This is a genomic window from Paenibacillus naphthalenovorans (genome assembly GCF_001465255.1).
In the GTDB taxonomy this organism is placed as follows: domain Bacteria; phylum Bacillota; class Bacilli; order Paenibacillales; family NBRC-103111; genus Paenibacillus_G; species Paenibacillus_G naphthalenovorans.
On record NZ_CP013652.1, the window covers coordinates 1,151,925 to 1,175,553 of the forward strand.

Sequence of the window (23,629 nt, forward strand, 5' to 3'; positions counted from 1 at the left end):
AATTTGTGGGAGGAAAACGAAGATGGAATTAAAAGGCCGCAAAGTGCTTGCTTTTGTAGACGAGGATTTTGAAGATTTGGAGATGTGGTATCCGGTGATGCGGCTGAAGGAGGCCGGAGCGGAGGTGCACCTCGCCGGTCCCAAAGCCAATACGGTATATCACGGCAAATACGGGGTTCCGCTGACAACCGACCATGCTCTGGATGAAGTTCGTTCCGAGGACTATATTGGCTTGTATATCCCCGGCGGCTGGGCCCCTGACAAATTGCGCCGTTATGCATCCGTGCTTCAGCTCACCAAGGAATTTCATGCTGCCGAGAAGCCGATTGCCCATATTTGTCACGCCGGCTGGGTGTTGGCATCCGCCAAAATTTGTAAGGGCTATACCATGACCTCGACCCCGGGGATTAAGGACGACCTGGAGAACGCCGGAGCCATCTGGGTGGATCAAGAGGTTGTAGTGGACCGGAATATCGTCTCCGGCCGCAGGCCCCCGGATCTTCCCGCATTTACGAAAACGTTCGTCGACGTATTGGCCGGGTATATCCGCAAATAAAGCTTCGGCAAGTTGATAGCAGTTAGGAGCCAAAACGGAATGCATGTATTCATTCGATGGCTGCCTTCCCTGCTGTGGATGGCGGTCATTTTTTATTTGTCTTCCCGGACAGGGGAAGATGTGGGCGGCTGGCTGGACATCGTCCGCCGCTTTGTTCCGATGATGGAAGGCTTTGATTGGGGACATTTTGCGGCCTATTTTATTTTGGCCTGGACATATCTATGGGCATGGCGTCCGAAGCGGTTAAGCCTTGGAGTTAAGCTTGCCGTTATACTGCTTTGTGTTCTGTACGGCGTGACCGATGAATACCACCAATCGTTCGTTCCGGGGCGGACGCCCGATCTCAAGGATATTCGCAATGACGCTATCGGAGCCGCACTAGCCATGCTGCTGCTCTATATTCCTTTTGTCCGGCGCTGGTACGGCCGGCTCTCCGGTGCTAAATATTACTAACCGCCTTTCGGAAGGAAAAGTTGAACCAAGGTAGAATATCTGAACCTATGGAGAAAGGGTTGGCTGTCGTCATAAAGGAGTGGTATCGTTGCAGAAGCAGTGCAAATGCGGTGAATACATGGGTATCCGCCTCCGCACCGTGATTTATCAAAACAAAGTTGAAATCGAAAACGTCCCTGTTTTTTCTTGTGAAGCTTGCAGCCGAAGTGAAGTATATCCCGAGGTGAAGCCGGAGCTGACCGGATTAATCGGAACGCTTGGCAGCAAGCCGGAAAAGCAGCAGCTGCAATTCGAGGAGGTCAGCGAAGTCGCCCATCTGATGGTAAAAGTGACGGATAAGAATCGGGCTTCCGATCCGGTGGAAGCCATCATCCAGGAACGCATCAACGAGCTGCTGGATTTGCTGCTTCTTGCCCAGTCGCTTAACGACGGGCCGTGGGTGGATGATATTAGAAAACGCTTGTCTCAAATCGCCAAACATGCCATAACAGTACACGATTTTTGAAAGCCGCTGCCCTGCAGTTGGCTTTTTTTGATGTAATTTGATACTATGAACATAGGATTAAGCCTATATTCGTTGCGAAATCAGGCATTTTGTCGTATGATAAGGCTAAATGACATGATCGCATTATAATTTTTAACATTGGAGAGAATGGCCGTGACTGTGACAATTTATGATGTAGCAAGAGAAGCGGGCGTTTCCATGGCGACCGTTTCCCGAGTAGTCAACAACAATCCCAACGTGAAGCCGCAAACACGGAAGAAAGTTTTTGAAGCCATTGAGCGTTTAGGCTATCGTCCGAATGCGGTGGCCAGAGGCTTGGCCAGCAAGAAGACGACAACCGTCGGCGTGGTCATTCCCGATATTTCCAACTCGATATTCTCCGAGGTCGCAAGAGGCATTGAAGATATCGCCAACATGTATCACTACAATATTATCCTTTGCAATGCGGACAAAAAGAAGGATAAAGAAATACGCGTCATCAACACCCTTCTCGAGAAGCAGGTTGACGGACTTCTCTTTATGGGCGGCGCTATCACGGAAGAGCATATTGAAGCGTTCAAGACCTCTTCGGTTCCGGTCGTGCTTTGCGCGACGGCGGATGAACAGAAGACCATCCCGTCGGTCGATATCGACCATGAGAAGGCCGCTTACGATGCGGTGCAATTGCTGATTCAGAAAGGCCATCGTCAAATCGCCATGATATCCGGAACTCTGCAGGATCCGACGAACGGATATGCGCGTTACCAAGGCTACAAGAAGGCGTTGGAGGAGGCCGGGATTCCGCTGCGTGAGGATTATGTCCGTATCGGTAATTACCGTTACGAATCAGGTCTTGAGGTCACGAAATATTTCATGGAGCTGGACGAGCGTCCTACGGCTATTTTTGCGGCGACGGACGAAATGGCGATCGGCGCGATTCATGCGCTTCAGGACAACGGGCTGAAAGTGCCGGATGATGTATCCGTCATCAGTGTGGATAATATCCGGATGGCGTCCATGGTTCGGCCTCAGCTGACGACGGTAGCTCAACCGATGTATGATATCGGCGCCGTGGCGATGCGTCTTTTGACCAAGCTGATGAACAAGGAAACCAAGGATGCCTCGGAGCTGACGCAGGTTACGTTACCTCACGATATCATTCAAAGAAATTCGGTGGCTTCACGCTAAACGTGAGCCACTTCTTTTTGTAAAGGAGGACTTGGCTTGGCTTATTCAAAAATCGGCGTCATCGGGGCGATGAAGGAAGAGATCGAACTGTTCCATAACCATATGGATCAGGTAAACGAATCGGTAAAGGCGGGCGTGGTGTTCTATGAAGGACAATTTCATGGCCGGCCGATCGTGCTCTGCAAATCGGGTGTGGGCAAAGTAAACGCTGCCGTAACGACGCAAATTTTGATTGATACATACGGGGTGGACTCCATTGTGTTTACCGGAGTGGCCGGGGCGGTAGATCCGGATCTGAACGTGGGGGATATCGTCGTATCGACGGAATGCCTGCAGCACGATATGGACGTAACGGCGCTTGGCTTCCCCCGGGGCACGATACCTTATGAAGAGACATCGTTGTTTGCCGCAGACGACCATTTGCGGAAGCTTGCTGTGGAAGTGAGCGGCGAGTTATTCGGCGGACGGGTGAAAGAAGGGCGTGTGCTTTCCGGAGACCAGTTTATCGCGAGCCGTGAAACGGTGGCGCAGCTGTACACGGAGCTCGGGGGAGCCTGCACGGAGATGGAGGGCGCGGCTGTAGCTCAAGTCTGCACCATGAACGGGGTTCCTTTTGTCGTCATTCGCTCCATGTCCGATAAAGCGGATGGTTCGGCGCATGTGAACTTTGCGGAATTTACCGTCCAGGCTTCAGAGAATTCATACCGTATTGTAGATCAATTACTGAAGCGGCTGCAATAAAAAACTGCCGCAGCGCTTTAAAATAGATAAGGAGAGTCGTTCAATCATGTCATCGGTAACAATGGATCAAATTGTCGCTCTGGCAAAGCACAGAGGGTTTATTTTTCCCGGCTCCGAAATTTACGGAGGCCTCGCGAACACTTGGGATTACGGTCCACTGGGAGTGGAGCTCAAAAACAACATCAAACGCGCATGGTGGAAAAAGTTTATTCAAGAATCGCCTTATAACGTAGGTTTGGATGCGGCTATTTTGATGAATCCTCAGGCTTGGGTCGCTTCGGGCCATGTAGGCAATTTTAACGACCCGATGATCGACTGCAAAAAGTGTAAGGTGCGTCACCGTGCGGACAAGCTGATCGAGAATGCTTTGTCGGAAAAAGGGATCGAGATGATTGTGGACGGATTATCCTTTGCCGATATGGAAAAGCTGATTGCCGAGCACAGCATCGTTTGTCCGGACTGCGGGGCTATGGATTATACAGAAATCCGCCAGTTCAATCTGATGTTCAAAACATTCCAGGGCGTGACGGAATCAAGCGCCAACATCGTGTATCTGCGTCCGGAGACAGCGCAGGGCATCTTCGTCAACTTCAAGAATGTACAGCGTACGATGCGCAAAAAGCTTCCGTTCGGCATCGGCCAAATCGGCAAAAGCTTCCGAAATGAAATTACACCGGGCAATTTTACGTTTCGGACCCGTGAATTCGAACAGATGGAGCTGGAGTTTTTCTGCAAGCCGGGGGAAGATCTGCAATGGTTTGAGTACTGGCGTTCTTTCTGCCGTGACTGGCTCCTGTCTCTAGGCATGGCGGAAACTAGCATTCGTCTGCGGGATCACTCCGAGGATGAGCTGTCCCATTACAGCAATGGTACTACCGACATTGAATATAAATTCCCGTTCGGATGGGGCGAGCTTTGGGGTATCGCTGACCGCACGGATTATGATTTGAAGCAGCATATGGCGCATTCCGGCGAGGATTTCCATTATATCGATCAAGAAACGAACGAGCGCTACATTCCTTACTGTATCGAGCCTTCGCTTGGTGCAGACCGTGTGACGCTGGCCTTCTTGATCAACGCCTACGAAGAACAGAAGCTTGAAGGGGATGACAGCCGTACGGTGCTGCACCTGCATCCGGCACTGGCGCCTTACAAAGCGGCGATTTTCCCGCTGTCCAAGAAGCTTTCGGAAGGGGCGAATAAAGTATTTGCCGACTTATCCAAGCATTTCCTGGTGGATTACGACGAAGCCGGATCGATCGGCAAGCGGTACCGTCGCCATGATGAGATCGGTACCCCGTTCTGTATCACATATGATTTCGACTCCGAGCAGGACGGACAGGTGACCGTTCGCGACCGCGATACGATGGAGCAGACACGGATGCCGATCAGCGAATTGAAAGCATTCCTTGAATCAAAAATCGAATTTTAACAGGCAAAGCCCGCTTGAACCGGTTGTCGCAGGTCAGCGGGCTTTTTCTTTATTCGGCGGATCATCGCCGATCTTCCGTTCAGCACATTTATTTGGGCAAATACAGCATGGCAAGCTCTTTGGTTTGCCTATTTTTTTGTGTAATTTCGTTTCGGCGAGGTATCGGCTCCCAGGTTTCTACAGGATCTAGCCATGTGGAAGGAAGCGCTTCACTGCAGTAGGGCTGCCATTCCTTAAGCCATGAAGACGGCAGAGCCAGCTCCGGGTCCTTCTCCAGCTGCCCGATGATCGCGTGCTCGCTCATTTCAAGCCAAAGCAGGCTCCAGGCCCGCGGAACGACTCGCCAAATCTCATACCCGCCTCCGCCGAGCGCCACCCAACGACCGCCGCAATATTGATGTGCGAGTTGGTGAATGAAGCGCGGCATCGCCCGGTATATTTCCATACTGCAGTGCATGTGTGCCAACGGATCGAAGGCATGCGCGTCGCAGCCGTGCTGTGAAACGATTAAATCAGGCTTGAACTGCTCCGCCACTTTGCCAAGCACTTCGCTGAAGCATTCCATCCACGATTCGTCTTCGGTGTAGGGTTCCAGCGGCACATTGACGGTTGTCCCGAACCCGGAGTCGGCTCCCCGTTCATTCACCGCTCCGGTTCCCGGGAACAAATACTTCCCTGTTTCATGAATGGAGAATGTGCATACGGAAGGGTCCGTATAGAAGCTCCACTGCACGCCGTCACCGTGATGCACGTCCGTATCGATATAGAGTACTCGGCTGCCGTAAGCGCTTTTAGCATGCGCAATGGCAATCGCCGCATCGTTATATACACAAAAGCCCGAGCCTTTGCTGGGCATGGCGTGATGCAGTCCGCCGCCCAAATGCAGCGCATGCACCGTTTCCCCGGTCATGACAGCGTCCACAGCTCGAATCGACCCGCCGACCAAGCCCATGGTAATGTCGTTCATGCCTGGAAAGAAGGGGGTATCCTCCGTAGCCAGCCCGTATTTTTCCGCTTGCTGCAGCCATTTCTGTTCAGGTTCCGGATAACTAAGGGCGGTGACGGCTTGAACATATTCCCTGGAATGCACATGGTAAAGCTGTGCTTCCGCTGCTTTACCGGGGGAAATGACGGATTCGGGGGGCAGAGCCCCCGCTTTTCGCAGCAGGTCCACGGTCAAAATTAATCTTTTTTGATTAAACGGATGGCTGTCATTAAAACGGTATGCGGTTTCATTCTCGTCGTAAATGAACAAGGCTTTGGCATTCATGACTTTTCGCGCCTCCATCAGTACATAAACCGCTGCCGGAACCGAACACGGTCGAATTTCTCGACAGAGGACAACGGTACGTTTTTGCCGATGCGTACCATCAGACAGTTTGCAGGATGAGAGCAAATCTCCGGATCGTCGGTGGCATACCAGACCATATCCACGCTTTTCATCAGCTGCTCCATCATATTGCGATACTGCCAGACCGTGAGCCCGGTAGCTTCCAAATCCCAATGCCAATAATATTCCGTTGTAAATGTGATGACGTTCTCCAATTGCTCACCTTCAAATGCCAGCTTGATCAGCTTTTTGCCCAGTCCGATACCGCGGAAATCGTTAGCGACCTCGATGGCTCCAAGCTCGATCAGATCGTCCATCCCGCCTTCGGACCAACGCTCCAGTTCATCCGGATAATGGAAGGTGACATATCCTATGATTTGATCGGAGATTCGTGCGGCAATGATCCTTCCTTCCGGCAGCTCGGCTATTTCTACCAAGGCTTCCCACTGATCTTTTGGCCGCCGAAACGCATCCAGATCCGGATGAAGGGAGTATGTGCGAAGCCGTTCAGGCGGTATAGGGCCCTCAACGATCATCTCGGTGTTCTGATACGGGATAACCAGGGAATGATATATTTTGATATGTTCCATCTGTGCAGACCGACTCCCTTCCAGAACCTTCACTACGTAGTAGCATAACAAAAAATTGGTCGAATAAAAAGGGTTGTGGTATAATAAAATAGAGCTTCATGAAAGCGTTTTAAATCAATGGGTAAGCTGGATTTTGGGAGGTATGTGTAGTGGACCGCGCGAATATAGAAAGCATTGCACCCGTATCATCATCATCCAATATGAAAAATTATGAAGAAGAGCGTGCCGGCTTCAACTGGGAAGCCGTCGAAAAGACGTTTACCTGGTCGGATACGGGAAAAGTCAATATGGCCCACGAGGCGATTGACCGTCATGCCGATTCGACCCGGAGAGACAAGGTAGCGCTGTATTACAGCGATGACCGAAGAGACGAGAAATACACTTTCCTCGATATGAAGCTGCAGTCCAATCGCTTTGGCAACGTGCTTCGCAAGCTCGGGATAGGGAAGGGCGACCGTGTATTTATTTTCATGCCGCGCACGCCGGAGCTGTATTTTGCACTGCTGGGATCGATCAAAATCGGCGCTGTCGTTGGACCGCTTTTCGAAGCATTCATGGAAACCGCCGTCAAGGATCGTTTGGAGGACAGTGAAGCGGTTGCCATCATCACGACGCCTGCTTTGCTCTCGAGGGTTCCTGCGGCGGAACTGCCGCATTTGAAGCACATCATTCTAGTGGGGCAGGATATCACGCTTGCTGAAGGCCAAGTTGATTTTTATAAAGAGATGGCTTCCGCTTCCGAGGAGCTTGAGCTGGAATGGGTAGACCGCGAAGACGGGCTTCTAATCCATTACACTTCCGGTTCCACGGGTAAGCCGAAAGGCGTATATCACGTTCATAATGCGATGCTGCAGCACTATTACACCGGACGGGTCGTGCTTGACCTTCAGGAGCAGGATGTGTACTGGTGTACGGCCGACCCCGGTTGGGTTACAGGCACTTCCTACGGTATTTTTGCGCCATGGCTTAACGGTGCGACCAATGTCATCCGCGGAGGAAGGTTCAGTCCGCAGGACTGGTACAAGACGATCGAGAAATACAAGGTCACGGTATGGTACAGCGCCCCGACCGCATTCCGCATGCTGATGGGTGCGGGGGACGAGACTGTAAAGCAATTTGATTTGTCCTCACTTCGCCATGTGCTTAGCGTTGGAGAGCCTTTGAACCCGGAGGTCGTGCGTTGGGGGCTGAAGGTATTTGGTCAGCGAATCCACGATACGTGGTGGATGACCGAAACCGGCGGCCACCTGATTTGTAACTATCCGTGCATGGCGATCCGCCCCGGTTCGATGGGCAAGCCGCTGCCCGGTATAGAAGCGGCGATTCTCGACGATGCAGGCAACATACTGCCGCCTTACCGTATGGGCAATCTGGCCGTGAAGACGCCGTGGCCGTCGATGATGCGTAAAATATGGAAAAATCCGGCTAAATACGAGGAGTACTTCCGTATCCCGGGATGGTATATTTCCGGAGACTCCGCGTATATGGATGAGGATGGGTATTTCTGGTTCCAAGGCCGAATCGACGATGTCATCAACACGGCCGGGGAGCGTGTGGGCCCGTTTGAGGTGGAAAGCAAGCTGATCGAGCATCCGGCTGTCGCAGAAGCGGGCGTTATTGGCAAGCCGGATCCGATGCGCGGAGAAATTATTAAGGCGTTCATTGCCCTGAGGGAAGGATATACTCCTTCTGAAGAGTTGAAGGCCGATATTGCACAATTCGTTAAGGTAGGGCTGTCTGCGCACGCTGCTCCTCGTGAGATTGAATTCAAAGATAAGCTGCCGAAAACCCGCAGCGGTAAGATCATGCGCCGCGTGCTTAAAGCATGGGAGCTCAATTTGCCGACAGGCGACCTCTCGACGATTGAAGATTAATAACAAATCAAAGCTGCATAAACAAACCCGGTCTTCGTTGACCGGGTTTGTTTGCTGTAAATCACAACGTATCACTTTTTATATTTTACGGGCGCGGAATGCTTGGATTCCCCCAGATCGTTTGTTGCCGAGACCTTGTAATACCCTTCATACGAGACCGCATAGTAGCGGAATTGTGTTGCCCCGGTCACGGTGCCGATTTTGGAATAGCTTCCGTCTTCTTTGTCGCTGTAGTAAACGGTATATTGATTTACACGGTCTTTGCCGGGGTTGGCTTTCCACTTCATCTCAATCCCGCCGCCGCTGGATCTTACGCTCAGGCCCGATGGAGCGGAGGGGACCTGGTCAGGCTTTTCCGCACTTCCGGAATCAGAGCCCGGCGGCTGATCTTCTTTGCCCGAAGACGATAGGGGCTGCCCCAGCGATCCATCCGTATAAGCCGCTTGGCTTGGCGCGGATTCTTTGCCGGCTACATCTACCGCCGTGATGTAATATCCGAATACGCCTGCGCCAGGCGTGGTGTCCGTAAACTTCGTTTCCTCTCCCGCAATGACCACTTTGCCGTTCACCCGTTGGAACGGTCCGCCGTTGGAAGAACGATAGAGACGATATCCGACGATATCCGCGCTGCCGCTGGCCTGGAACGTAATGACACTTGTATCTCCCGAGCGGGTGGAGACAACAGTTGTCGGCGCTGCAGGGGGTTTCCCGTCATCTGTTCTCGGATCATTCTTTGACGGTGCGTCCATATCATAGTCACTCGGGCGATAGAAGCTTAAACTTCTTTTACGGCTTGCCGGGAGCTTGCTAATGACGCTCTCCAGCTCTGCAAACAGTTCGTTGAGCGGTTTTTCCCTGCGGATCACCATTTTCTCCTGAACGAAATCGGCCGGGGTTTCGGCTTGGGCAATATAATTGATTCCGTTATAAGTAATGATCGGGAGTTTAACGAGCACATTGTCTTCCTCGGTCGGCAGGAATTTCTTGTTAAACAAGTCCGTTACCTGTTTCCCCGCCTCTATAGTCGCTTGACTCGGAAGCTTGCCTGATAGGCTGGATACCGTCATCTGTACGATATTGTCCGGGCGATTGAAATTCTTGGTAGGGAACAGCTCAGGACGCTTATCGATCGCCATGTTCATAGTGAGCGCCCATATATTTTTGGCGCGGTTCGTCCCGCCGGTTTGTTTGCTCAGCTTATGGATCGGCAGCTCGTACCCGGCCCACACGCCTAAGGTAATATCCGGGGTGTACCCCATAAACCACGCATCCGCATCGTCCTGTGTGGAACCCGTTTTCCCGACAATCGGTACTTTTCCATAATGTTTGAATTTCTTCATCAGATCTGTCGCCGTTCCCGAAGTAATCACGGTACGCATCATATCCGTCATGAGATAAGCCGTTTGTTCGGAAAAAGCGGTGGACGGATTCAACTGGTGCTCGTAGATGACCTTGCCATTGGAGTCCGTTATTTTTTGGATCAAGTACGCTTCGTTATAAACTCCGTTGTTGCCGATCGTTGCATAGGCGTTGGTTAATTCTTTTACCGTTACACCGTATTTTAAGCCGCCGATAACACCGGTTTGCGCAACATAATCCGCTTCCGTGATGGATTTAATCCCCATTTTTCCGGCAAATTCCCATGCTTCCTTAATGCCGACAACGTCCAAAAACAGTTTGATCGCCGGAATGTTGTACGATTGGTCGAGAGCTCTTCTGGCAGTAATCAGCCCGCGATATTTGTTGTCCCAGTTTTCCGGGATGTGATAACCCCGGGTACCGTCCTTAAGGATGATCGGAGAGTCATCGATCACTGATGCGGGCTGAAGGCCTTTTTCCATGGCGGGCAAATAGGCGGCGATCGGCTTCATCGTGGACCCCGGCTGGCGGTAAGCTTGAGTGGCGTGATTCAACTGCTCTTTAAAGAAATCCCTGCCTTCCATCATGCCAAGAATCGCACCTGTCCTGCTTTCTATCATGACCGCTCCGATTTGTTCCATTCCTTTGACTTTATCGTCCGGTGAGAAGTTTTTCGGATCCTGAGCGATGTCACGCATCGAGTCGTAAATTTCTTTATCGATCGTTGTGTAAATATGATATCCGCCGCGCTTGAGCTGCGCCTGAATCTCTTTGAGCTCTTCGTTATAGAGCTCCGGATTTTCTTTCTGGTCCAAATCCGGGTGTTCTGCTTTCAGCAGCACTTTCGCGGCTTCCTTCTCCACCTCGATCATCAAATAAGGATAGGTGGAGTAAGCTTTCTTCACCCGTTCAGCGAGCGAGCCTTTCAAATCGAACTGAAGTGCCTCCTGATACTGCTGATCGTTTATTTTTCCTTCCTCCAACATTCGGCGGAGCACCAGCTGCTGGCGCTGCACCGCGCGTTTGAAGGCGGCGCCGTCGAACACCCCGCTGCTGTTGAAGGTGGAATAATTGCTCGGCTGCTGGGGAAGGCCAGCCAGAAATGCCGCTTGGGCAACATTCAGCTGGTTTAAGTCTTCAATGTTGAAAATCCCTTTCGCAGCCGCTTTGATCCCATATAGATTGTAGCCGGAAGAACCGTTGCCGTATGGAATTTTGTTCAAATAAGCGAGCAGAATCTGGTCCTTGGACATAATGCGTTCCATTCGCATCGCAAGCAGTATTTCCTTGGCCTTCCGGCTGTCGGCTTTATCTAATGACAGGTAAACGCGTCTGGCCAGCTGCTGGGTAATGGTGCTGCCACCGGTTTGGACGTCTTCATTCAGCAGCTTTTGGATAACGGCGCGCATCGTCCCTTTAACGTCAACCCCGTTATGTTCATAAAAATGATTATCTTCAATGGCGAATACGGCATCAATCACCAGTTGAGGAATTTCGTTCAAATTGGCCAAACGGCGGTCTTCCTCCGTACGGATTTGACCAACGAGCGTATTATCGCGAAAATAGACGAATCCGGTTTGTGCATCGTCTTGCATCTGGGCGACCATGGCTTCCTTGCTGCGGACGGGATCGTCCTTGACTAAAGCGGATACGTATCCGAACGCGGCCCCTCCCCCGAGAAATCCGGCGATCATTCCAACGATAAACATCCATTTGAAAGTGAGCAGCGTGTATTTACCGATGGACTGCAGAACCTCTTTATAGTTTTGAGGCTTTTGTTCCTTTTCCATAACTACGGTTTCCTCCCGATTGGAAAACATTACTTAAACATTATAGCATATAGAGTCAAGCCGAACAGCGGCATTAGGCTCTCAGGATCACTGTTCATGATGTTTGGCTTATGCCGCAAGCACAAACGGGGCCGTTTGACACCGATAGCAAACGTATGGTATAACTAAGCTTAATTGCATCAGATCCAAATGCGTTGAAGGACATCAGTAGGATAAGGAGACAAGCTTTCAGAGAGCCGGTGGACGGTGGAAACCGGTACTTAACCTTATACCGAATTACAGTCCGGAGCAGCGGAAGGGAACGCCCGATGGCCGTATCATACGGTATCAGGCCGGTAGCTTCCGATCGGGCAACCCCCGTTATCCTGCTGAAGTGAAAGCCAAGACTGGCGTTTATCTGTTTAGCAGCGGAATTCGCACTACAGGTTTCGTCTGTCTCGCTTTAATTAGGGTGGTACCGCGAGCTAAACCTTCTCGTCCCTTGAGGATGAGAAGGTTTTTTTGTATTTTTGATACTTGGGAGGAATGAAGCAAATGACAAAATGGGAACAACTGACTGCGGAACAGCAGAACGAAGTGAACCGCCAATTGGAAACCATCCGGCGCGGTGTGGTCGAAATCGTTCCGGAGGACGAATTAAAGCAAAAAATCATCGACTCGGTTGCTACGGGAAAACCGCTTAAAGTAAAGCTTGGACTGGATCCGTCCGCGCCGGATATTCATGTTGGGCATACGGTTGTGCTGCATAAGCTGCGCCAATTTCAAGAGCTTGGTCATCAGGTGCAGCTCATTATCGGTGACTTTACGGGCCGCATCGGGGATCCGACCGGGAAATCGGAAACGCGGAAGCAGTTGACGGAAGATGACGTGAAGCGCAACGCTTTGACGTACCAGAAGCAAATCTACAAAATTCTCGATCCGCAAAAAACGCAGCTCTTTTATAATTCCGAATGGCTCGGGCCGCTTACGTTTGCTGATGTCGTTCAACTGTCCGCCAAGGTGACCGTGGCGCGGATGCTTGAGCGGGATGACTTCTCCAAGCGCTATGCCGGAGGTTTGCCGATTCATATTCATGAGTTCTTTTATCCGCTCATGCAGGGCTATGACTCGGTTGCTTTGAAAAGCGATATCGAGCTCGGAGGAACCGACCAGAAATTCAATCTGCTGATGGGCCGAACGCTTCAGAAGGAATATGGCTTACCCGCTCAAATTGCGATTATGAATCCGCTGCTTGAAGGCCTTGACGGGGTACAGAAAATGAGCAAAAGCCTCGGCAACTATATCGGTATCGATGAAGAGCCGAACGAAATATACGGAAAGGCGATGTCTGTACCGGATGAATTGATGCTCAAATATTACGAGCTGGCCACGGATATTTCGAACGAGGAGCTGCTGCAGCTGCGTGAGGGTATCGCACAGGGCACGATCCATCCTCGCGACGCCAAAATGCGTCTGGCTCACATGTTCGTCCGCATGTATCACGGAGAGCAGGCGGCAGACGATGCACAGCAGCATTTTGTAACCGTATTTCAGCAGCGGGCGCTGCCGGACGATATTGAAGAGGTAACGCTTCCGCCTGAAGCGCTCGAGGGCGGGAAAATCCGGATCGCCAAGCTGCTTGTGACGCTGGGATTGCAAAGCTCAAACAGCGAAGCAAGACGGAGCGTACAGCAGGGCGCAGTGAAGGTGAACGAACGGAAGATCATTGACCCGAACGAGGAGCTGACGCCCGAAGGCGGCGAAATCGTACAGGTTGGCAAGCGTAAATTCGCCAAAATCAAGCTTGGCTGAAACAACAAAAAACCTTGGTTCTTCCGAAGAAGAGCCAAGGTTTTTTCGTATCGTTAAGATTAACGGCTGTAAAACTCGACGATTTGCTTTTCATCGATCTCTTGAGCAAGCTCGGCACGCTCAGGCAGGCGGACATATTTGCCTTCCATTGCGTTTTCGTCGAACTCAAGGTAAGCCGGCAGGTAGTTGCGGTTAGCCAAAGCTTCTTTAACAACAGACAGGTTGCGGCTTCTTTCGCGAAGGCCGATCACATCGCCAGGCGTTACGAGGTAAGAGGCGATATCTACTTTTTTGCCGTTTACCGTGATGTGACCGTGAGCAACGAGCTGACGGGCACCTGCACGGGAGTTGGACAGACCCAGACGGTAAACCAGATTGTCTAAACGGCTTTCGAGCAGGAACATGAAGTTCTCACCGGCGATACCTTGCATTTTAGTTGCCTTGTCAAACAGGTTGCGGAATTGCTTCTCGTTCAGACCGTACATGTGGCGCAGCTTTTGTTTTTCTTGCAGCTGTAAACCGTATCCGGAGATTTTTTTGCGCTGACCCGGGCCGTGTTGGCCAGGCGGGAAAGGACGTTTCAATTCTTTGCCGGTACCGCTCAAGGAGATGCCGAGACGGCGGCTTAATTTAAATTTAGGACCAGTGTAACGTGACATGGATTAGAGTGCTCCTTTGTTCATAAAGTAAGATAGTTTTGGTTTTAATAACGGGTGAAGCGTGTGCCCGACTTTGTTTCTCATGCCCATGTGGCGTCCGAAGGGAAAAAACCAGCCGCGGTCCCGTCGGCAACAAAATCAACAGAGGGTGACACAAGCTTCCACAATAAGCATACTCGGGTAAAGTCCCGGTGGCATGCCTATTCTCGACAATTAATTTTATAAGATATAACAGGGCTGTGTCAAGCTGCAATCCCGTTCGAGAATCTCTTCTTTTTTTGATACAATGGGAAAAGCTTGAAGTGGGAGGTTACAGCATTGGGGCAATGGAATGTTCAGCACATGTCGGACGTTCTGAATTCGTATGGTGTCGTCGGTCATCTCGGAGGTGCGCTGCTTGCCGTACTGCAGACCGTTTTTCCTTTTGTTCCATTTGTGCTTGTGGCTGGGATGAATGTTCTGTTATTCGGGTTATGGGGCGGGCTGGCCATTAATTATTTGGGTGCCTGCCTCGGCGCGGTCATCGCCTTTTATGCTGCCAGGCACTATGGAAGAAGCTGGGTTCAGAAAAAGCTGGTGAAATACAGAAATATCGAAAAGCTTAACGCGCAGCTGGAACGGCGCGGCATGCTGTTCATTGCCTTAAGCCGCTTGATACCGGTGCTCCCGTCCTTCGCGATCAATTATGGCGCGGCGGTGATGAAAGTAAGGGCGAGAGATTTCATTGCAGGAACCCTTATCGGTAAAGCGCCGATGATATGGCTCGAATCATTGATCGGGCACGATCTTCTGCATTTTGCCAGATATAAGGGGCGGCTCTTGGTCCTTCTGGCGGCGTTCGCCGTGATGATCGTGATCGGCAACCGATTCAAAAATAAGTGGATGAAAAACGAAAATGGAATGTAGACCGTCAAAAAGTCCAACGGTAAGATGTCAAGTCCCTGATTCGTGAGAATTGGAAATTTTCTTGGCTGCAGAGCGCAGGAGTCAGGGAAAATGGCAGCACCAAACTAAACCCAGTCGAAAATCGAGTCAATTACCAGATTTTAACTGGGAATCCGTGAAGGACTTTGGCAAAGGAGGCGCTAATCCTTCGCAGTTGTCACCTTCCTTCGAGGCGTGTAGAGTTGGCCGTTGCGTAGCAGCACATCGACCAGACGCACAAGTTTTCTTGCCGTTAAGACGAGGGCGCGTTTGTGTTGGCGCTTGGGTACTTCGTTGTACTTCTTCCGGTAGTACTCGCCGAATTCCGGATCGCGGTTTTTCACCGAGTTGGCAGCTTCAACCAGGTAGTACCGCAGGAATCGGTTGCCGGAACGAATGCGTTTGGTATCCTCAGCCTCAAACGGGCCGGACTGGTGCCAAGAGAGAGACGAATTTCCCCGAATGGAAATACTATACGAGGAGAGAGGTTTATGCGCGATCCGAGACTGCAGCAGTTAGCCCGCAATATCGTCGGCTATTCTTTGGACGTTCAAGCCGGAGAGAAGGTACTGATCGAAATGGTCGGTTCCGAGCGTGAAATCGTTAAATGTCTGGTAGAGGAAGTTCATGCCAGGGGCGGGTATCCGTATATAGAGCTGGCGGATAACAGCATTCGCGCGGCTGTGCTGCGTTCGGCTACAAAAGAGCAGATGGAACACTGGGCGAATATGGACCTTCAGCGAATGAAGGAGATGGACTGCTATGTCGCCATTCGGTCGGGTGAAAATGTCAGCGAGCTTTCCGATGTGCCGGACGGAAAGATGAAGCTGTACAATCAAATTTATCGTAAAAAAGTTCATTTGGAGCAGAGGGTCAAGCGGACGCGATGGGTGGTGCTGCGCTATCCGAACGCTTCCATGGCTCAATTGGCCGGTATGAGCACCGAGCGGTTCGAAGATTTTTATTTTGATGTATGCAATCTGGATTACGCCAGAATGGCCGATGCGATGGAGCCGCTCCAGGAGCTGATGAATAAAACCGACCGTGTCCGCATTACAGGGCCGGGCGCAACGGACATTACGTTTTCGATTCGCGGAATCGGATCGGTCAAATGCTGCGGCCGCCGGAACATACCGGACGGGGAACTGTATACGGCTCCGGTGCGGGATTCGGTGAACGGTATCATCGCCTACAATACTCTGTCCGTTTATTCCGGAGTAACGTTCGAGAATATCACGTTCCGATTTGAACACGGAAAAATCGTAGAGGCGTCGGCGAACGATACCGCCCGTCTTCTGGAAGTGTTGGATACGGATGAAGGAGCAAGATATATCGGTGAATTCAGTCTGGGCTTTAACCCTTATATTTTACACCCGATGAAGGATACGCTGTTTGACGAGAAGATCGACGGAAGTCTTCATTTTACGCCGGGGCAAGCGTACGAGCAGGCGGATAACGGGAACCGTTCCTCCGTTCACTGGGATTTGGTGCTGATTCAACGGGCCGAGTACGGGGGTGGAGAAATCTATTTTGACGACCGTTTGATCCGCAAGGACGGCCGGTTCGTCATTCCTGAACTAATGGGCTTAAACCCTGAAAATTTAAAATAACCGGGTGTGAAAATGTAGTTGCATGTTATTCTCTTCCCATGTATCATAAGCTAAAACAACGTATTATTTTGGAGGGATTGTTATGCCTAACGCAAACAATGCGGCAATCGTGGAAATTTCTCAAACAGCAAATAAATTCAGATCTTCAATCGTTTTGCAGTATGACAATAAATATATCGATGTGAAGAGCATTCTTGGCTTGTTTACCACATTGCTTGCATCCGGCACTTACGACCTTCACGTCCACGGTCCTGATGCGGAGGAAGCGAAGAAAGCCATGGCCGAGGTGTTTGAGAAGCACGGACTGAAGATCAATAGCATTCAGGACTAACAACAAAGCGATGCGAAACAAGGAGGGGCATTTCCGCACGGCGGAAAATGCCTTTTCTTCCTCTATGACTTGTGTATTCCGCCATTTTCGACTAAAATTGAATTATGAAGCGTGAATGATATCCATTCGCGTCATTTCGGGAGAACCGGGAGGGCGAAACGAATTTGAAAATGGTAAGCCGGGTTTCGCTTCATGGCGTATTACAGGGGGGAAGCTTCATGTCATCGGATGTGCTGCTCAGCTTGTCGCAGAGAGCGCTGAATCTGCTTCAGGAGGATGCGGACAAGATTGAGAAGCTGATTGAAGTGCAAATGGAAAACTTGACTACGCGCAAATGTCCTCTCTATGAAGAGGTATTAGATACGCAGATTTACGGGCTGTCCAGAGAAATCGATTTCGCTATTCGAGCCGAACTCATCAATGAGGCAGCCGGTAAGCATATCCTGATGAAGCTCGAACGCAATTTGGCCGAGCTGTATGAAGCCATGAACCAAAATAAAGAGTAACCTTCGTCCGAAGGTTACTCTTTTTTTATTATGCGGCCTTTACACCAAGTAAAATGCAATCCCGAGGATCAGATAAACCACCAGCAGCAGGACGCCTTCATACCAGGTGGTGCTGCCATCCCTTGAGATCGACGTAGCGATGATGGCGGCCACGCCGATAGCTACAAGCTCATAGACAGTAAATATAATGTTCATAGGGTTGCCAAACCACAGCGATAAAAGGACAAGCACCGGTGCGACGAAGAGCGAGATCTGCAGACTGCTTCCGACGGCAATTTCCACAGCGGCGCCCATTTTATTTTTGCGGGCCATAATAATCGCTGCGCTGTGCTCTGCCGCGTTGCCTACTATGGCAATCAGGAAGGCGCCGACAAACAGGTCGGACAGACCGTACTGATGGCTGAAGGGCTCCAGCGTGCTCACCAGCCATTCGCTCTCGATAGCCACCATCGTGGTGGCAAGCAGTAAAAACAAGACGGATGTTCCCTTGGACCATACCGCTTCTCCGTGTTCCAGAGCCTGGTCTGACAGCTCGGTCTTATGCGTGATCATGGAAAAAAACAGCCACAGCAAATAGGCAACGATCAGAATAACGGAGACGATAATGCTTAAGGTTTGCGTTTCCATTGTCGTCAGGCTTCGAGTGAAAGCGGCGGGGATGAACAAGGCGATGACCGCCAGCAGCATCAGGGAAGCATTGTGACCGGCGAGCTTCACATTAAAGTGCTGTTCCTTGTATTTCAATCCGCCGATCAGAACACTGAGCCCCAGAACAAGCAGCATATTCCCGATGATCGATCCGGTGATGCTTGCTTTAACGGTATTGAATAACCCATCCTTCACTAGAAATATGGCGATGATCAATTCCGCCGCATTGCCGAAAGTGGCGTTCAGGAAACCGCCCAGCCGCTCTCCCGCGTATTGAGCCACGCTTTCGGTCGCCTTGCCGAGAAAGCCGGCGGCAAATATAATGGCGACCGCCGCGATCAAAAACTGCAGCGTGGGATTGAATGCGGGAGATCCAACATAATGCGCCGCCGCACTAAGCGCAAAACTCAAAATTAGACAAATGGCAAAACCGTGGCGTTTCATCATTATCACCTCATGTGGTAAAGTATACCTGAATGGATCAAAACCTATTCTCAAATATCCCGTTATCGGCAAAAGGAGGAGCATTCGAATGGATTTGCGGCTGAAGGGAAAAAAAGCGGTTGTTACCGCTTCCAGCAAAGGATTGGGACGAGCTATAGCCGAGCAGTTGGCAGCGGAAGGCGCCAGCTTGCTGCTGTGCAGCAGGGATGAACAAGCGATCTGTGATGTCGCCGCACAGCTTGCGCAGAAGTATGGCGTGGAAGCCACCGGTTTGGGTATGGATTTGAGCAGCCCTGAACAAATCTCTTGGCTTGTACAGCAAGCCCAGGATCGGTTCGGACAGGTGGACGCACTGGTATGCAACGCAGGCGGCCCGCCGGGCGGCAGTTTTTTGTCGCTGGATGAAGAGGCCTGGCTTCATGCCATCCAGCTGAATCTGATGAGCGTCGTCCGTTTGGTGAAAGGGTTTTATCCATTAATGAAGGAACAGGGGGGACGGATCGTTACGATTGCGTCGTCTTCCGTGAAGATACCGATTCCCGGGCTTGTACTATCCAACACCCTGCGCACGGGACTCATCGGGTTAATGAAGACACTCTCGATTGAATGGGGTCCGGACGGCATCCTCTTGAATACGGTGTGTCCAGGACGAATTATGACCGACCGGCTCATCGAACTGGATTCCTTCAATGCTTCCCGGCAAGGAAAAACGGTGGAAGACATACAGGAGAACATGATCAAGGACATTCCGCTGGGACGCTACGGTGAGCCGGAGGAGCTGGCATCGATGGCTGCCTACTTATTATCGCCGCGCAACAGCTACATGACCGGTTCTGTCTTCTATGTGGACGGAGGCATGGTAAAGGCGATTTAAAGTTGAAAGTCAGTTCATTGGATCCGATCGGATACGGCGCATTTGCTTTCCGTGTGGGAAGTTATTACAATAGAGCTATAATCCTTGAAGGAGTGATCCTCTTGAGCGAAGACATTCAAACAGGTCTTATCCGTATTTCAGATGATGTTGTGGCGACGATTGCAGGACTAGCCGCACTCGAAACTCCAGGGATCGCCGCCATGTCGGGAGGCATTTCGGAAGGATTGGCCAAGCGCTTGAGCGGAAAGAACGTCCAAAAGGGCGTCTCGGTTGAAGTGGGTCAAGTGGAAGCGGCAATCGATTTGAGAGTGATTGTCAACTACGGAAGCCGGATTCATGAAGTTTGCCGTGATTTGCAGGAAAACGTCCGCGAGGCGGTAGAGAATATGACGGGCTTATCCGTTGTAGAGGTCAATGTGAAGGTGGAAGGGGTAGCCTTTCGGGAGGAAGAGACGGCAGCAGTGGAAGATCCGCACAACCGGGTTAAATAACCAAAAGAGAGCCTTTTGTCAGGCTCTCTTTTTCATATCGCGTTCTTTTTCCGGTTTATTATGCTCTCTGGAGATGCTTAGCAGAATTCCGAGGCTCATCAGCGTCATCAGCATGGAAGTGCCGCCATAACTAATCAGCGGCAGCGTTACCCCTGTCATCGGAATCGTGTTGGTTACTCCGCCGATATTGATGAACGCCTGAATCCCTATCATTCCTACGATTCCTACACCCACCAGGGTACCGAAGGTTTCCTTGCATCGGAGAGCTACAATGAGTCCTCTTAGCAAAAAAGCCAGGTACACCAGTAAAAAGAGAGAGGTTCCGATAAATCCAAGCTCTTCCCCGATAATGGAAAAAATAAAATCGTTGTGAGCTTCAGGCAAATAATGCAGCTTCTGTATACTCTGGCCAAAGCCGGCGCCTGTCAGTCCCCCATGACCGAACGCATAAAGCGACTGAATGAGCTGATGCCCGGAGTCAAGCGGATCCGACCAAGGATCCAGAAAGGCGGTAAAGCGGGCGATTCGGTAGCTGTCACCGCCGGTCTTCATAAAATAAATAGCAATGACGACGGACAATGCTCCGGCAGCGGCTCCGACAAGATAAAAAACATGCTTCAGATTGGCTCCGCCCACGATGATGACAAGCAAGGCAGACAGGATAAGTATCATCGTTGAGCCCAAATCCGGCTGCAGCATAATCAGCGCGGCAATGAAACCTACTACGACCAAGGGAGGAACCAGTCCTCGTTTAAAGTCACGGATCCGATCCCCTTTTTTGCTGATAATGGCGGCCAAGTATAGAATAACCGCCAATTTGGCAAATTCCGTTGGTTGAAGCCCAAAGCTGCCGATATATATCCAGCTTTGCGCACCGTTTCTTTCCGGAGCTATGATCGGCACCAACAACAGCAGGAAAACGGTAACGGCTAAAAACGGAACGATCCATTTTTGCAGCTTGCGGTAGTCTATATTCATACAGAAAAACATGGCCACCGTTCCTAGACCGATGGCGAATGCCTGGCGGATTGCCAAATACCAAGGCTCGCTTGACCTGTAAGCCATGCCTGCGCTAAATACGAATGCCAAACCAAAACACACAAGCGAAAACGTCAAAAACAGCAGTAAGAAATCGGGCGTTCCTCGTCTCGGTTTCGGTTTCGGTGAAGTCATAAGCTTTTATTCCCCGATTATTGGGACAGCTTTGCTTTCAACTCCGCTAATTTACCGTTGACCGTTTTCATGATGGCATCGGGTACAGGCGCTTGATAATCCAGGCCATGCGGGAAAGTAGCTTTGCCGATATAGACTTCTTCGATGTAAAGAATGGCATAAGGGGATTCCAGCTTGCCGGATTCAGCCCGAGTATTAATGCGCAGGTAATAATCGCTTTGCGTAGCTTTATCTTCAAGCTTCAGGTCGTAAGTTGCCCGGTTATATTCCCACTGCCAGCGAACGAAACCGAGCTGCTCCATAGACTCGTCCAAATGGGCGAGATCACTTTTTAAGCCTTTTAATCCACTGTTTTCAATAATCACTGCAAGCCCTCCTAAATATGTACAACTCAGCTAATTATCCTTTATTCATGATAGTATGTTTCCCTTACTTGTGCAAGCCTAATGCATATGGCTCCAAAAGCGGTGCTGTAAAGTTTGAATTTCTTGTGACACATGGATGAAACCGCTCTTTAGATTTGATAAAATTAAGATTAATATGCCAATGAAAGGATCGCCATTATATGATGACGCTGCAAAGAGCGGAGGGGGTACTATGATGATAAAAGATACACTGGATACGATAGTTCCCGAGATGATCGCTTGGCGCAGGTATTTGCACCGGCATCCGGAGCTGTCGTTTCAAGAATCGGAAACCGCTGCCTACATTGCAAAACTGCTTCGGGGATGGGGGCTTGAGGTACGGACGGGGGTTGGCGGACACGGTGTGACAGCCAGACTGCAGGGCGGAAAAGCCGGACCGACCGTTGCGCTCAGGGCCGATATCGATGCTCTGCCCATACAAGACGAGAAAGCTTGCGAGTATGCCTCCAGCGTACCCGGTGTCATGCACGCCTGCGGTCATGATGCTCATACGGCCACCTTGCTCGGTGTAGCTAAAACGCTCAGCAGACACAGGGAGCTGCTGCGCGGAAATATTGTCTTTGTGTTCCAGCCTGCGGAGGAAGTGACTCCGGGAGGGGCGCTCGGAATGATCAAGGATGGTGTGCTGGATGGGGTGGACGTCATCTATGGCATTCATTTGTGGACGCCGTTTGAGGTTGGGACCGCGTATTGCAAGGCGGGTCCCATCATGGCGGCAGCCGATGAGTTCACCATTGAAATCAAAGGCAAAGGCGGGCACGGCGGTCTGCCCCACGAAACGGTGGACAGCGTTTTTGTGGCTTCTCAGCTGGTAGTCAATTTACAATCGATTGTCAGCCGCAGTACGGATCCCACTGAGCCATGCGTCGTTTCCGTCGGCTCGATCCACAGCGGAACCAATTTTAACGTCATTGCAGAAACAGCCGTATTGAAGGGAACGGTGCGTACATTCAACGCTTCTTTACGAATGGATGTGAAGGCCCGTCTGGAAAATATCGTCCGACAAACCTGTCTTATGCAGGGAGCCGATTATACGATAGACTACAAGCTGGGATATCCGCCTGTCGTGAATCACGCGGAGGAAGAGCAGCGGTTTTATCGGGCGGCCAAGGCGGCTTTGGGCGAGGCGGGGGCGAAGACTTCGCCGCTGATCATGGCGGGGGAGGACTATGCCTATTATTTGCAGCAGGTGCCGGGATGCTTCATGTTTGTCGGAGCGGGAAATCCGGACCGCGGCATCGTTTACCCGCATCATCATCCCCGGTTCGATATTGACGAAACGGCAATGACCCATGCTGCAAAGCTGTTCATAGCGCTGGTCGAAGATTATATGTCGGAACATTCCCGGTAAGTGACAGTGATCGGGCGAATGGAAAGCAAGGGAAAGGGAAAACCTAATTCTGCAGCAGCTTGGGTACGCCGGGCAGGGCGATGCTTCAGGCTGCCAGTTCCTTTCAGGAGGGATTTCCCTTGAGTTCGAGAACACTTCGCGAGATCATGACTACAGACTGCGCTACAGTCACGTTACAGGATAACGTGTATGAAGCTGCGGTGAAGATGAAGCAGGAAGATACGGGCTTTATTCCTGTCGTTGACGGCAAGAAGCTAATCGGCGTTCTGACCGACCGGGACATCGTTATTCGCGGTTTGGCTGAGAAAAGGGAAGGATCTGCCGCTATTAAAGAAGTGATGAGCGACAAAGTCGTATCCGTAACTCCGGAAACGACAGTGGATGAAGCGGCAAAAATCATGGCTGATGAACAGATTCGCCGTCTGCCTGTTGTCGAGAATGGGAACCTGGTCGGGATCGTATCCATCGGCGACCTCGCAGTCCGCAGCATTTATGAGAACGAAGCAGGCGAGGCGTTGAGCCAAATTTCCGAACAGAACCAGCACGCCTTGCATTAAGCTCTTATCGTTCTTCCGAACTTTTTTATCGGAAGAACGATTTTTTAT

23 protein-coding genes, 1 pseudogene and 1 other annotated feature are annotated in these 23,629 nt (G+C 50.9%); of the genes and pseudogenes, 16 read left to right on the forward strand and 8 right to left on the reverse strand.

Features of this window, described 5'->3' with window-relative positions; translation table 11 throughout:
* Positions 1-22 precede the first annotated feature (22 nt).
* The 6 genes from IJ22_RS05550 (at position 23) to IJ22_RS05575 (ending at position 4,854) form a co-directional block, all read left to right on the forward strand.
* Positions 23-556: a type 1 glutamine amidotransferase domain-containing protein gene (locus tag IJ22_RS05550; protein ID WP_062407825.1), complete on the forward strand. Its 534-nt coding sequence runs from the start codon at positions 23-25 to the stop codon at positions 554-556.
* Positions 557-595: 39 nt separating this feature from the next.
* Complete coding sequence (locus tag IJ22_RS05555) at positions 596-1,009, forward strand: VanZ family protein (protein ID WP_062407827.1); 414 nt, start codon at positions 596-598, stop codon at positions 1,007-1,009.
* Between the two features lie 88 nt (positions 1,010-1,097).
* A complete protein-coding gene (locus IJ22_RS05560) occupies positions 1,098-1,514 on the forward strand; it encodes a hypothetical protein (protein WP_054818040.1) in 417 nt (138 codons plus the stop codon).
* Between the two features lie 147 nt (positions 1,515-1,661).
* Positions 1,662-2,681 carry a catabolite control protein A gene (gene ccpA / locus IJ22_RS05565; protein WP_074728182.1) on the forward strand — a complete coding sequence of 340 codons (1,020 nt, stop codon included), beginning with the start codon at positions 1,662-1,664 and terminating at the stop codon, positions 2,679-2,681.
* A gap of 36 nt (positions 2,682-2,717) precedes the next feature.
* Complete coding sequence (locus tag IJ22_RS05570; RefSeq protein ID WP_054818041.1) at positions 2,718-3,422, forward strand: 5'-methylthioadenosine/adenosylhomocysteine nucleosidase; 705 nt, start codon at positions 2,718-2,720, stop codon at positions 3,420-3,422.
* Between the two features lie 46 nt (positions 3,423-3,468).
* Positions 3,469-4,854: a glycine--tRNA ligase gene (locus IJ22_RS05575; RefSeq protein ID WP_054818042.1), complete on the forward strand. Its 1,386-nt coding sequence runs from the start codon at positions 3,469-3,471 to the stop codon at positions 4,852-4,854.
* Between the two features lie 88 nt (positions 4,855-4,942).
* Here the strand turns inward: IJ22_RS05575 and IJ22_RS05580 are convergent, their stop codons facing one another.
* Both IJ22_RS05580 and IJ22_RS05585 read right to left on the reverse strand, forming a co-directional pair.
* Positions 4,943-6,124 (reverse strand): acetoin utilization protein AcuC, encoded by a 1,182-nt coding sequence (locus IJ22_RS05580; protein WP_074728177.1) that lies wholly within the window; start codon positions 6,122-6,124, stop codon positions 4,943-4,945.
* 17 nt (positions 6,125-6,141) lie between these two features.
* Positions 6,142-6,774: a GNAT family N-acetyltransferase gene (locus IJ22_RS05585; protein WP_054818043.1), complete on the reverse strand. Its 633-nt coding sequence runs from the start codon at positions 6,772-6,774 to the stop codon at positions 6,142-6,144.
* A 149-nt stretch (positions 6,775-6,923) separates the two neighbouring features.
* Here IJ22_RS05585 and acsA point away from each other — a divergent pair, with 149 nt between their 5' ends.
* Positions 6,924-8,648: an acetate--CoA ligase gene (gene acsA, locus IJ22_RS05590; RefSeq protein ID WP_062407832.1), complete on the forward strand. Its 1,725-nt coding sequence runs from the start codon at positions 6,924-6,926 to the stop codon at positions 8,646-8,648.
* Positions 8,649-8,719: 71 nt separating this feature from the next.
* Here acsA and IJ22_RS05595 read toward each other — a convergent pair whose 3' ends face one another.
* Positions 8,720-11,797, reverse strand: coding sequence for a transglycosylase domain-containing protein (locus IJ22_RS05595; protein ID WP_062407834.1), 3,078 nt, complete (start codon positions 11,795-11,797; stop codon positions 8,720-8,722).
* Between the two features lie 185 nt (positions 11,798-11,982).
* Positions 11,983-12,282: a binding site (T-box leader), on the forward strand.
* A gap of 49 nt (positions 12,283-12,331) precedes the next feature.
* On the opposite strand from IJ22_RS05595, the gene tyrS reads away from it, so the two are divergent.
* Positions 12,332-13,588, forward strand: coding sequence for a tyrosine--tRNA ligase (gene tyrS, locus IJ22_RS05600; RefSeq protein WP_054818044.1), 1,257 nt, complete (start codon positions 12,332-12,334; stop codon positions 13,586-13,588).
* 59 nt (positions 13,589-13,647) lie between these two features.
* On the opposite strand, the gene rpsD is transcribed toward tyrS, so the two are convergent.
* Entirely contained in the window at positions 13,648-14,247 is a 600-nt protein-coding gene (gene rpsD / locus IJ22_RS05605) for a 30S ribosomal protein S4 (RefSeq protein ID WP_054818045.1), read from the reverse strand.
* Between the two features lie 318 nt (positions 14,248-14,565).
* Here rpsD and IJ22_RS05610 point away from each other — a divergent pair, with 318 nt between their 5' ends.
* Positions 14,566-15,153, forward strand: coding sequence for a TVP38/TMEM64 family protein (locus IJ22_RS05610; RefSeq protein WP_054818046.1), 588 nt, complete (start codon positions 14,566-14,568; stop codon positions 15,151-15,153).
* 179 nt (positions 15,154-15,332) lie between these two features.
* Here IJ22_RS05610 and IJ22_RS25635 read toward each other — a convergent pair.
* A pseudogene (locus tag IJ22_RS25635) lies at positions 15,333-15,623 on the reverse strand (transposase); the annotation flags it as partial.
* A 39-nt stretch (positions 15,624-15,662) separates the two neighbouring features.
* Here IJ22_RS25635 and IJ22_RS05615 point away from each other — a divergent pair.
* The 3 genes from IJ22_RS05615 (at position 15,663) to IJ22_RS05625 (ending at position 17,618) form a co-directional block, all read left to right on the forward strand.
* Positions 15,663-16,781: an aminopeptidase gene (locus IJ22_RS05615; protein WP_062407835.1), complete on the forward strand. Its 1,119-nt coding sequence runs from the start codon at positions 15,663-15,665 to the stop codon at positions 16,779-16,781.
* 82 nt (positions 16,782-16,863) lie between these two features.
* Positions 16,864-17,112: an HPr family phosphocarrier protein gene (locus IJ22_RS05620; protein ID WP_054818047.1), complete on the forward strand. Its 249-nt coding sequence runs from the start codon at positions 16,864-16,866 to the stop codon at positions 17,110-17,112.
* 218 nt (positions 17,113-17,330) lie between these two features.
* Positions 17,331-17,618, forward strand: coding sequence for an Fpa/YlaN family protein (locus IJ22_RS05625; protein ID WP_054818061.1), 288 nt, complete (start codon positions 17,331-17,333; stop codon positions 17,616-17,618).
* A gap of 39 nt (positions 17,619-17,657) precedes the next feature.
* Here the strand turns inward: IJ22_RS05625 and cax are convergent, their stop codons facing one another.
* Complete coding sequence (cax, locus tag IJ22_RS05630; protein ID WP_171005875.1) at positions 17,658-18,710, reverse strand: calcium/proton exchanger; 1,053 nt, start codon at positions 18,708-18,710, stop codon at positions 17,658-17,660.
* 88 nt (positions 18,711-18,798) lie between these two features.
* On the opposite strand from cax, the gene IJ22_RS05635 reads away from it, so the two are divergent.
* Positions 18,799-19,584, forward strand: coding sequence for an SDR family oxidoreductase (locus IJ22_RS05635; RefSeq protein WP_062407839.1), 786 nt, complete (start codon positions 18,799-18,801; stop codon positions 19,582-19,584).
* Between the two features lie 101 nt (positions 19,585-19,685).
* Entirely contained in the window at positions 19,686-20,075 is a 390-nt protein-coding gene (locus IJ22_RS05640) for an Asp23/Gls24 family envelope stress response protein (RefSeq protein WP_054818062.1), read from the forward strand.
* A gap of 18 nt (positions 20,076-20,093) precedes the next feature.
* On the opposite strand, the gene ftsW is transcribed toward IJ22_RS05640, so the two are convergent.
* Together ftsW and IJ22_RS05650 are read right to left on the reverse strand one after the other, a co-directional pair.
* A complete protein-coding gene (gene ftsW / locus IJ22_RS05645; RefSeq protein WP_062407841.1) occupies positions 20,094-21,248 on the reverse strand; it encodes a putative lipid II flippase FtsW in 1,155 nt (384 codons plus the stop codon).
* Between the two features lie 17 nt (positions 21,249-21,265).
* The gene (locus IJ22_RS05650; RefSeq protein ID WP_062407843.1) at positions 21,266-21,613 is read right to left on the reverse strand and encodes a YugN family protein; all 348 of its coding nucleotides are present in this window, start codon (positions 21,611-21,613) and stop codon (positions 21,266-21,268) included.
* A 232-nt stretch (positions 21,614-21,845) separates the two neighbouring features.
* On the opposite strand from IJ22_RS05650, the gene IJ22_RS05655 reads away from it, so the two are divergent.
* Both IJ22_RS05655 and IJ22_RS05660 read left to right on the forward strand, forming a co-directional pair.
* The gene (locus IJ22_RS05655) at positions 21,846-23,024 is read left to right on the forward strand and encodes a M20 metallopeptidase family protein (RefSeq protein ID WP_054818050.1); all 1,179 of its coding nucleotides are present in this window, start codon (positions 21,846-21,848) and stop codon (positions 23,022-23,024) included.
* Between the two features lie 80 nt (positions 23,025-23,104).
* Positions 23,105-23,581, forward strand: coding sequence for a CBS domain-containing protein (locus IJ22_RS05660; protein WP_054818063.1), 477 nt, complete (start codon positions 23,105-23,107; stop codon positions 23,579-23,581).
* Positions 23,582-23,629: the final 48 nt, after the last annotated feature.

Bases quoted from the DNA above. Each gene is read 5' to 3' on its own strand.
- IJ22_RS05620 (WP_054818047.1), top strand. From the start codon at position 16,864: ATGCCTAACGCAAACAATGCGGCAATCGTGGAAATTTCTCAAACAGCA.
- IJ22_RS05660 (WP_054818063.1), top strand. From the start codon at position 23,105: ATGCTTCAGGCTGCCAGTTCCTTTCAGGAGGGATTTCCCTTGAGTTCG.
- IJ22_RS05575 (WP_054818042.1), top strand. From the start codon at position 3,469: ATGTCATCGGTAACAATGGATCAAATTGTCGCTCTGGCAAAGCACAGA.
- IJ22_RS05580 (WP_074728177.1), bottom strand. From the start codon at position 6,124: ATGAATGCCAAAGCCTTGTTCATTTACGACGAGAATGAAACCGCATAC.
- IJ22_RS05585 (WP_054818043.1), bottom strand. From the start codon at position 6,774: ATGGAACATATCAAAATATATCATTCCCTGGTTATCCCGTATCAGAAC.
- IJ22_RS05635 (WP_062407839.1), top strand. From the start codon at position 18,799: ATGGATTTGCGGCTGAAGGGAAAAAAAGCGGTTGTTACCGCTTCCAGC.
- cax (WP_171005875.1), bottom strand. From the start codon at position 18,710: ATGAAACGCCACGGTTTTGCCATTTGTCTAATTTTGAGTTTTGCGCTT.
- ccpA (WP_074728182.1), top strand. From the start codon at position 1,662: ATGGCCGTGACTGTGACAATTTATGATGTAGCAAGAGAAGCGGGCGTT.
- tyrS (WP_054818044.1), top strand. From the start codon at position 12,332: ATGACAAAATGGGAACAACTGACTGCGGAACAGCAGAACGAAGTGAAC.
- IJ22_RS05615 (WP_062407835.1), top strand. From the start codon at position 15,663: ATGCGCGATCCGAGACTGCAGCAGTTAGCCCGCAATATCGTCGGCTAT.
- IJ22_RS05625 (WP_054818061.1), top strand. From the start codon at position 17,331: ATGTCATCGGATGTGCTGCTCAGCTTGTCGCAGAGAGCGCTGAATCTG.
- IJ22_RS05655 (WP_054818050.1), top strand. From the start codon at position 21,846: ATGATGATAAAAGATACACTGGATACGATAGTTCCCGAGATGATCGCT.
- IJ22_RS05595 (WP_062407834.1), bottom strand. From the start codon at position 11,797: ATGGAAAAGGAACAAAAGCCTCAAAACTATAAAGAGGTTCTGCAGTCC.
- IJ22_RS05555 (WP_062407827.1), top strand. From the start codon at position 596: ATGCATGTATTCATTCGATGGCTGCCTTCCCTGCTGTGGATGGCGGTC.
- ftsW (WP_062407841.1), bottom strand. From the start codon at position 21,248: ATGACTTCACCGAAACCGAAACCGAGACGAGGAACGCCCGATTTCTTA.
- IJ22_RS05550 (WP_062407825.1), top strand. From the start codon at position 23: ATGGAATTAAAAGGCCGCAAAGTGCTTGCTTTTGTAGACGAGGATTTT.
- rpsD (WP_054818045.1), bottom strand. From the start codon at position 14,247: ATGTCACGTTACACTGGTCCTAAATTTAAATTAAGCCGCCGTCTCGGC.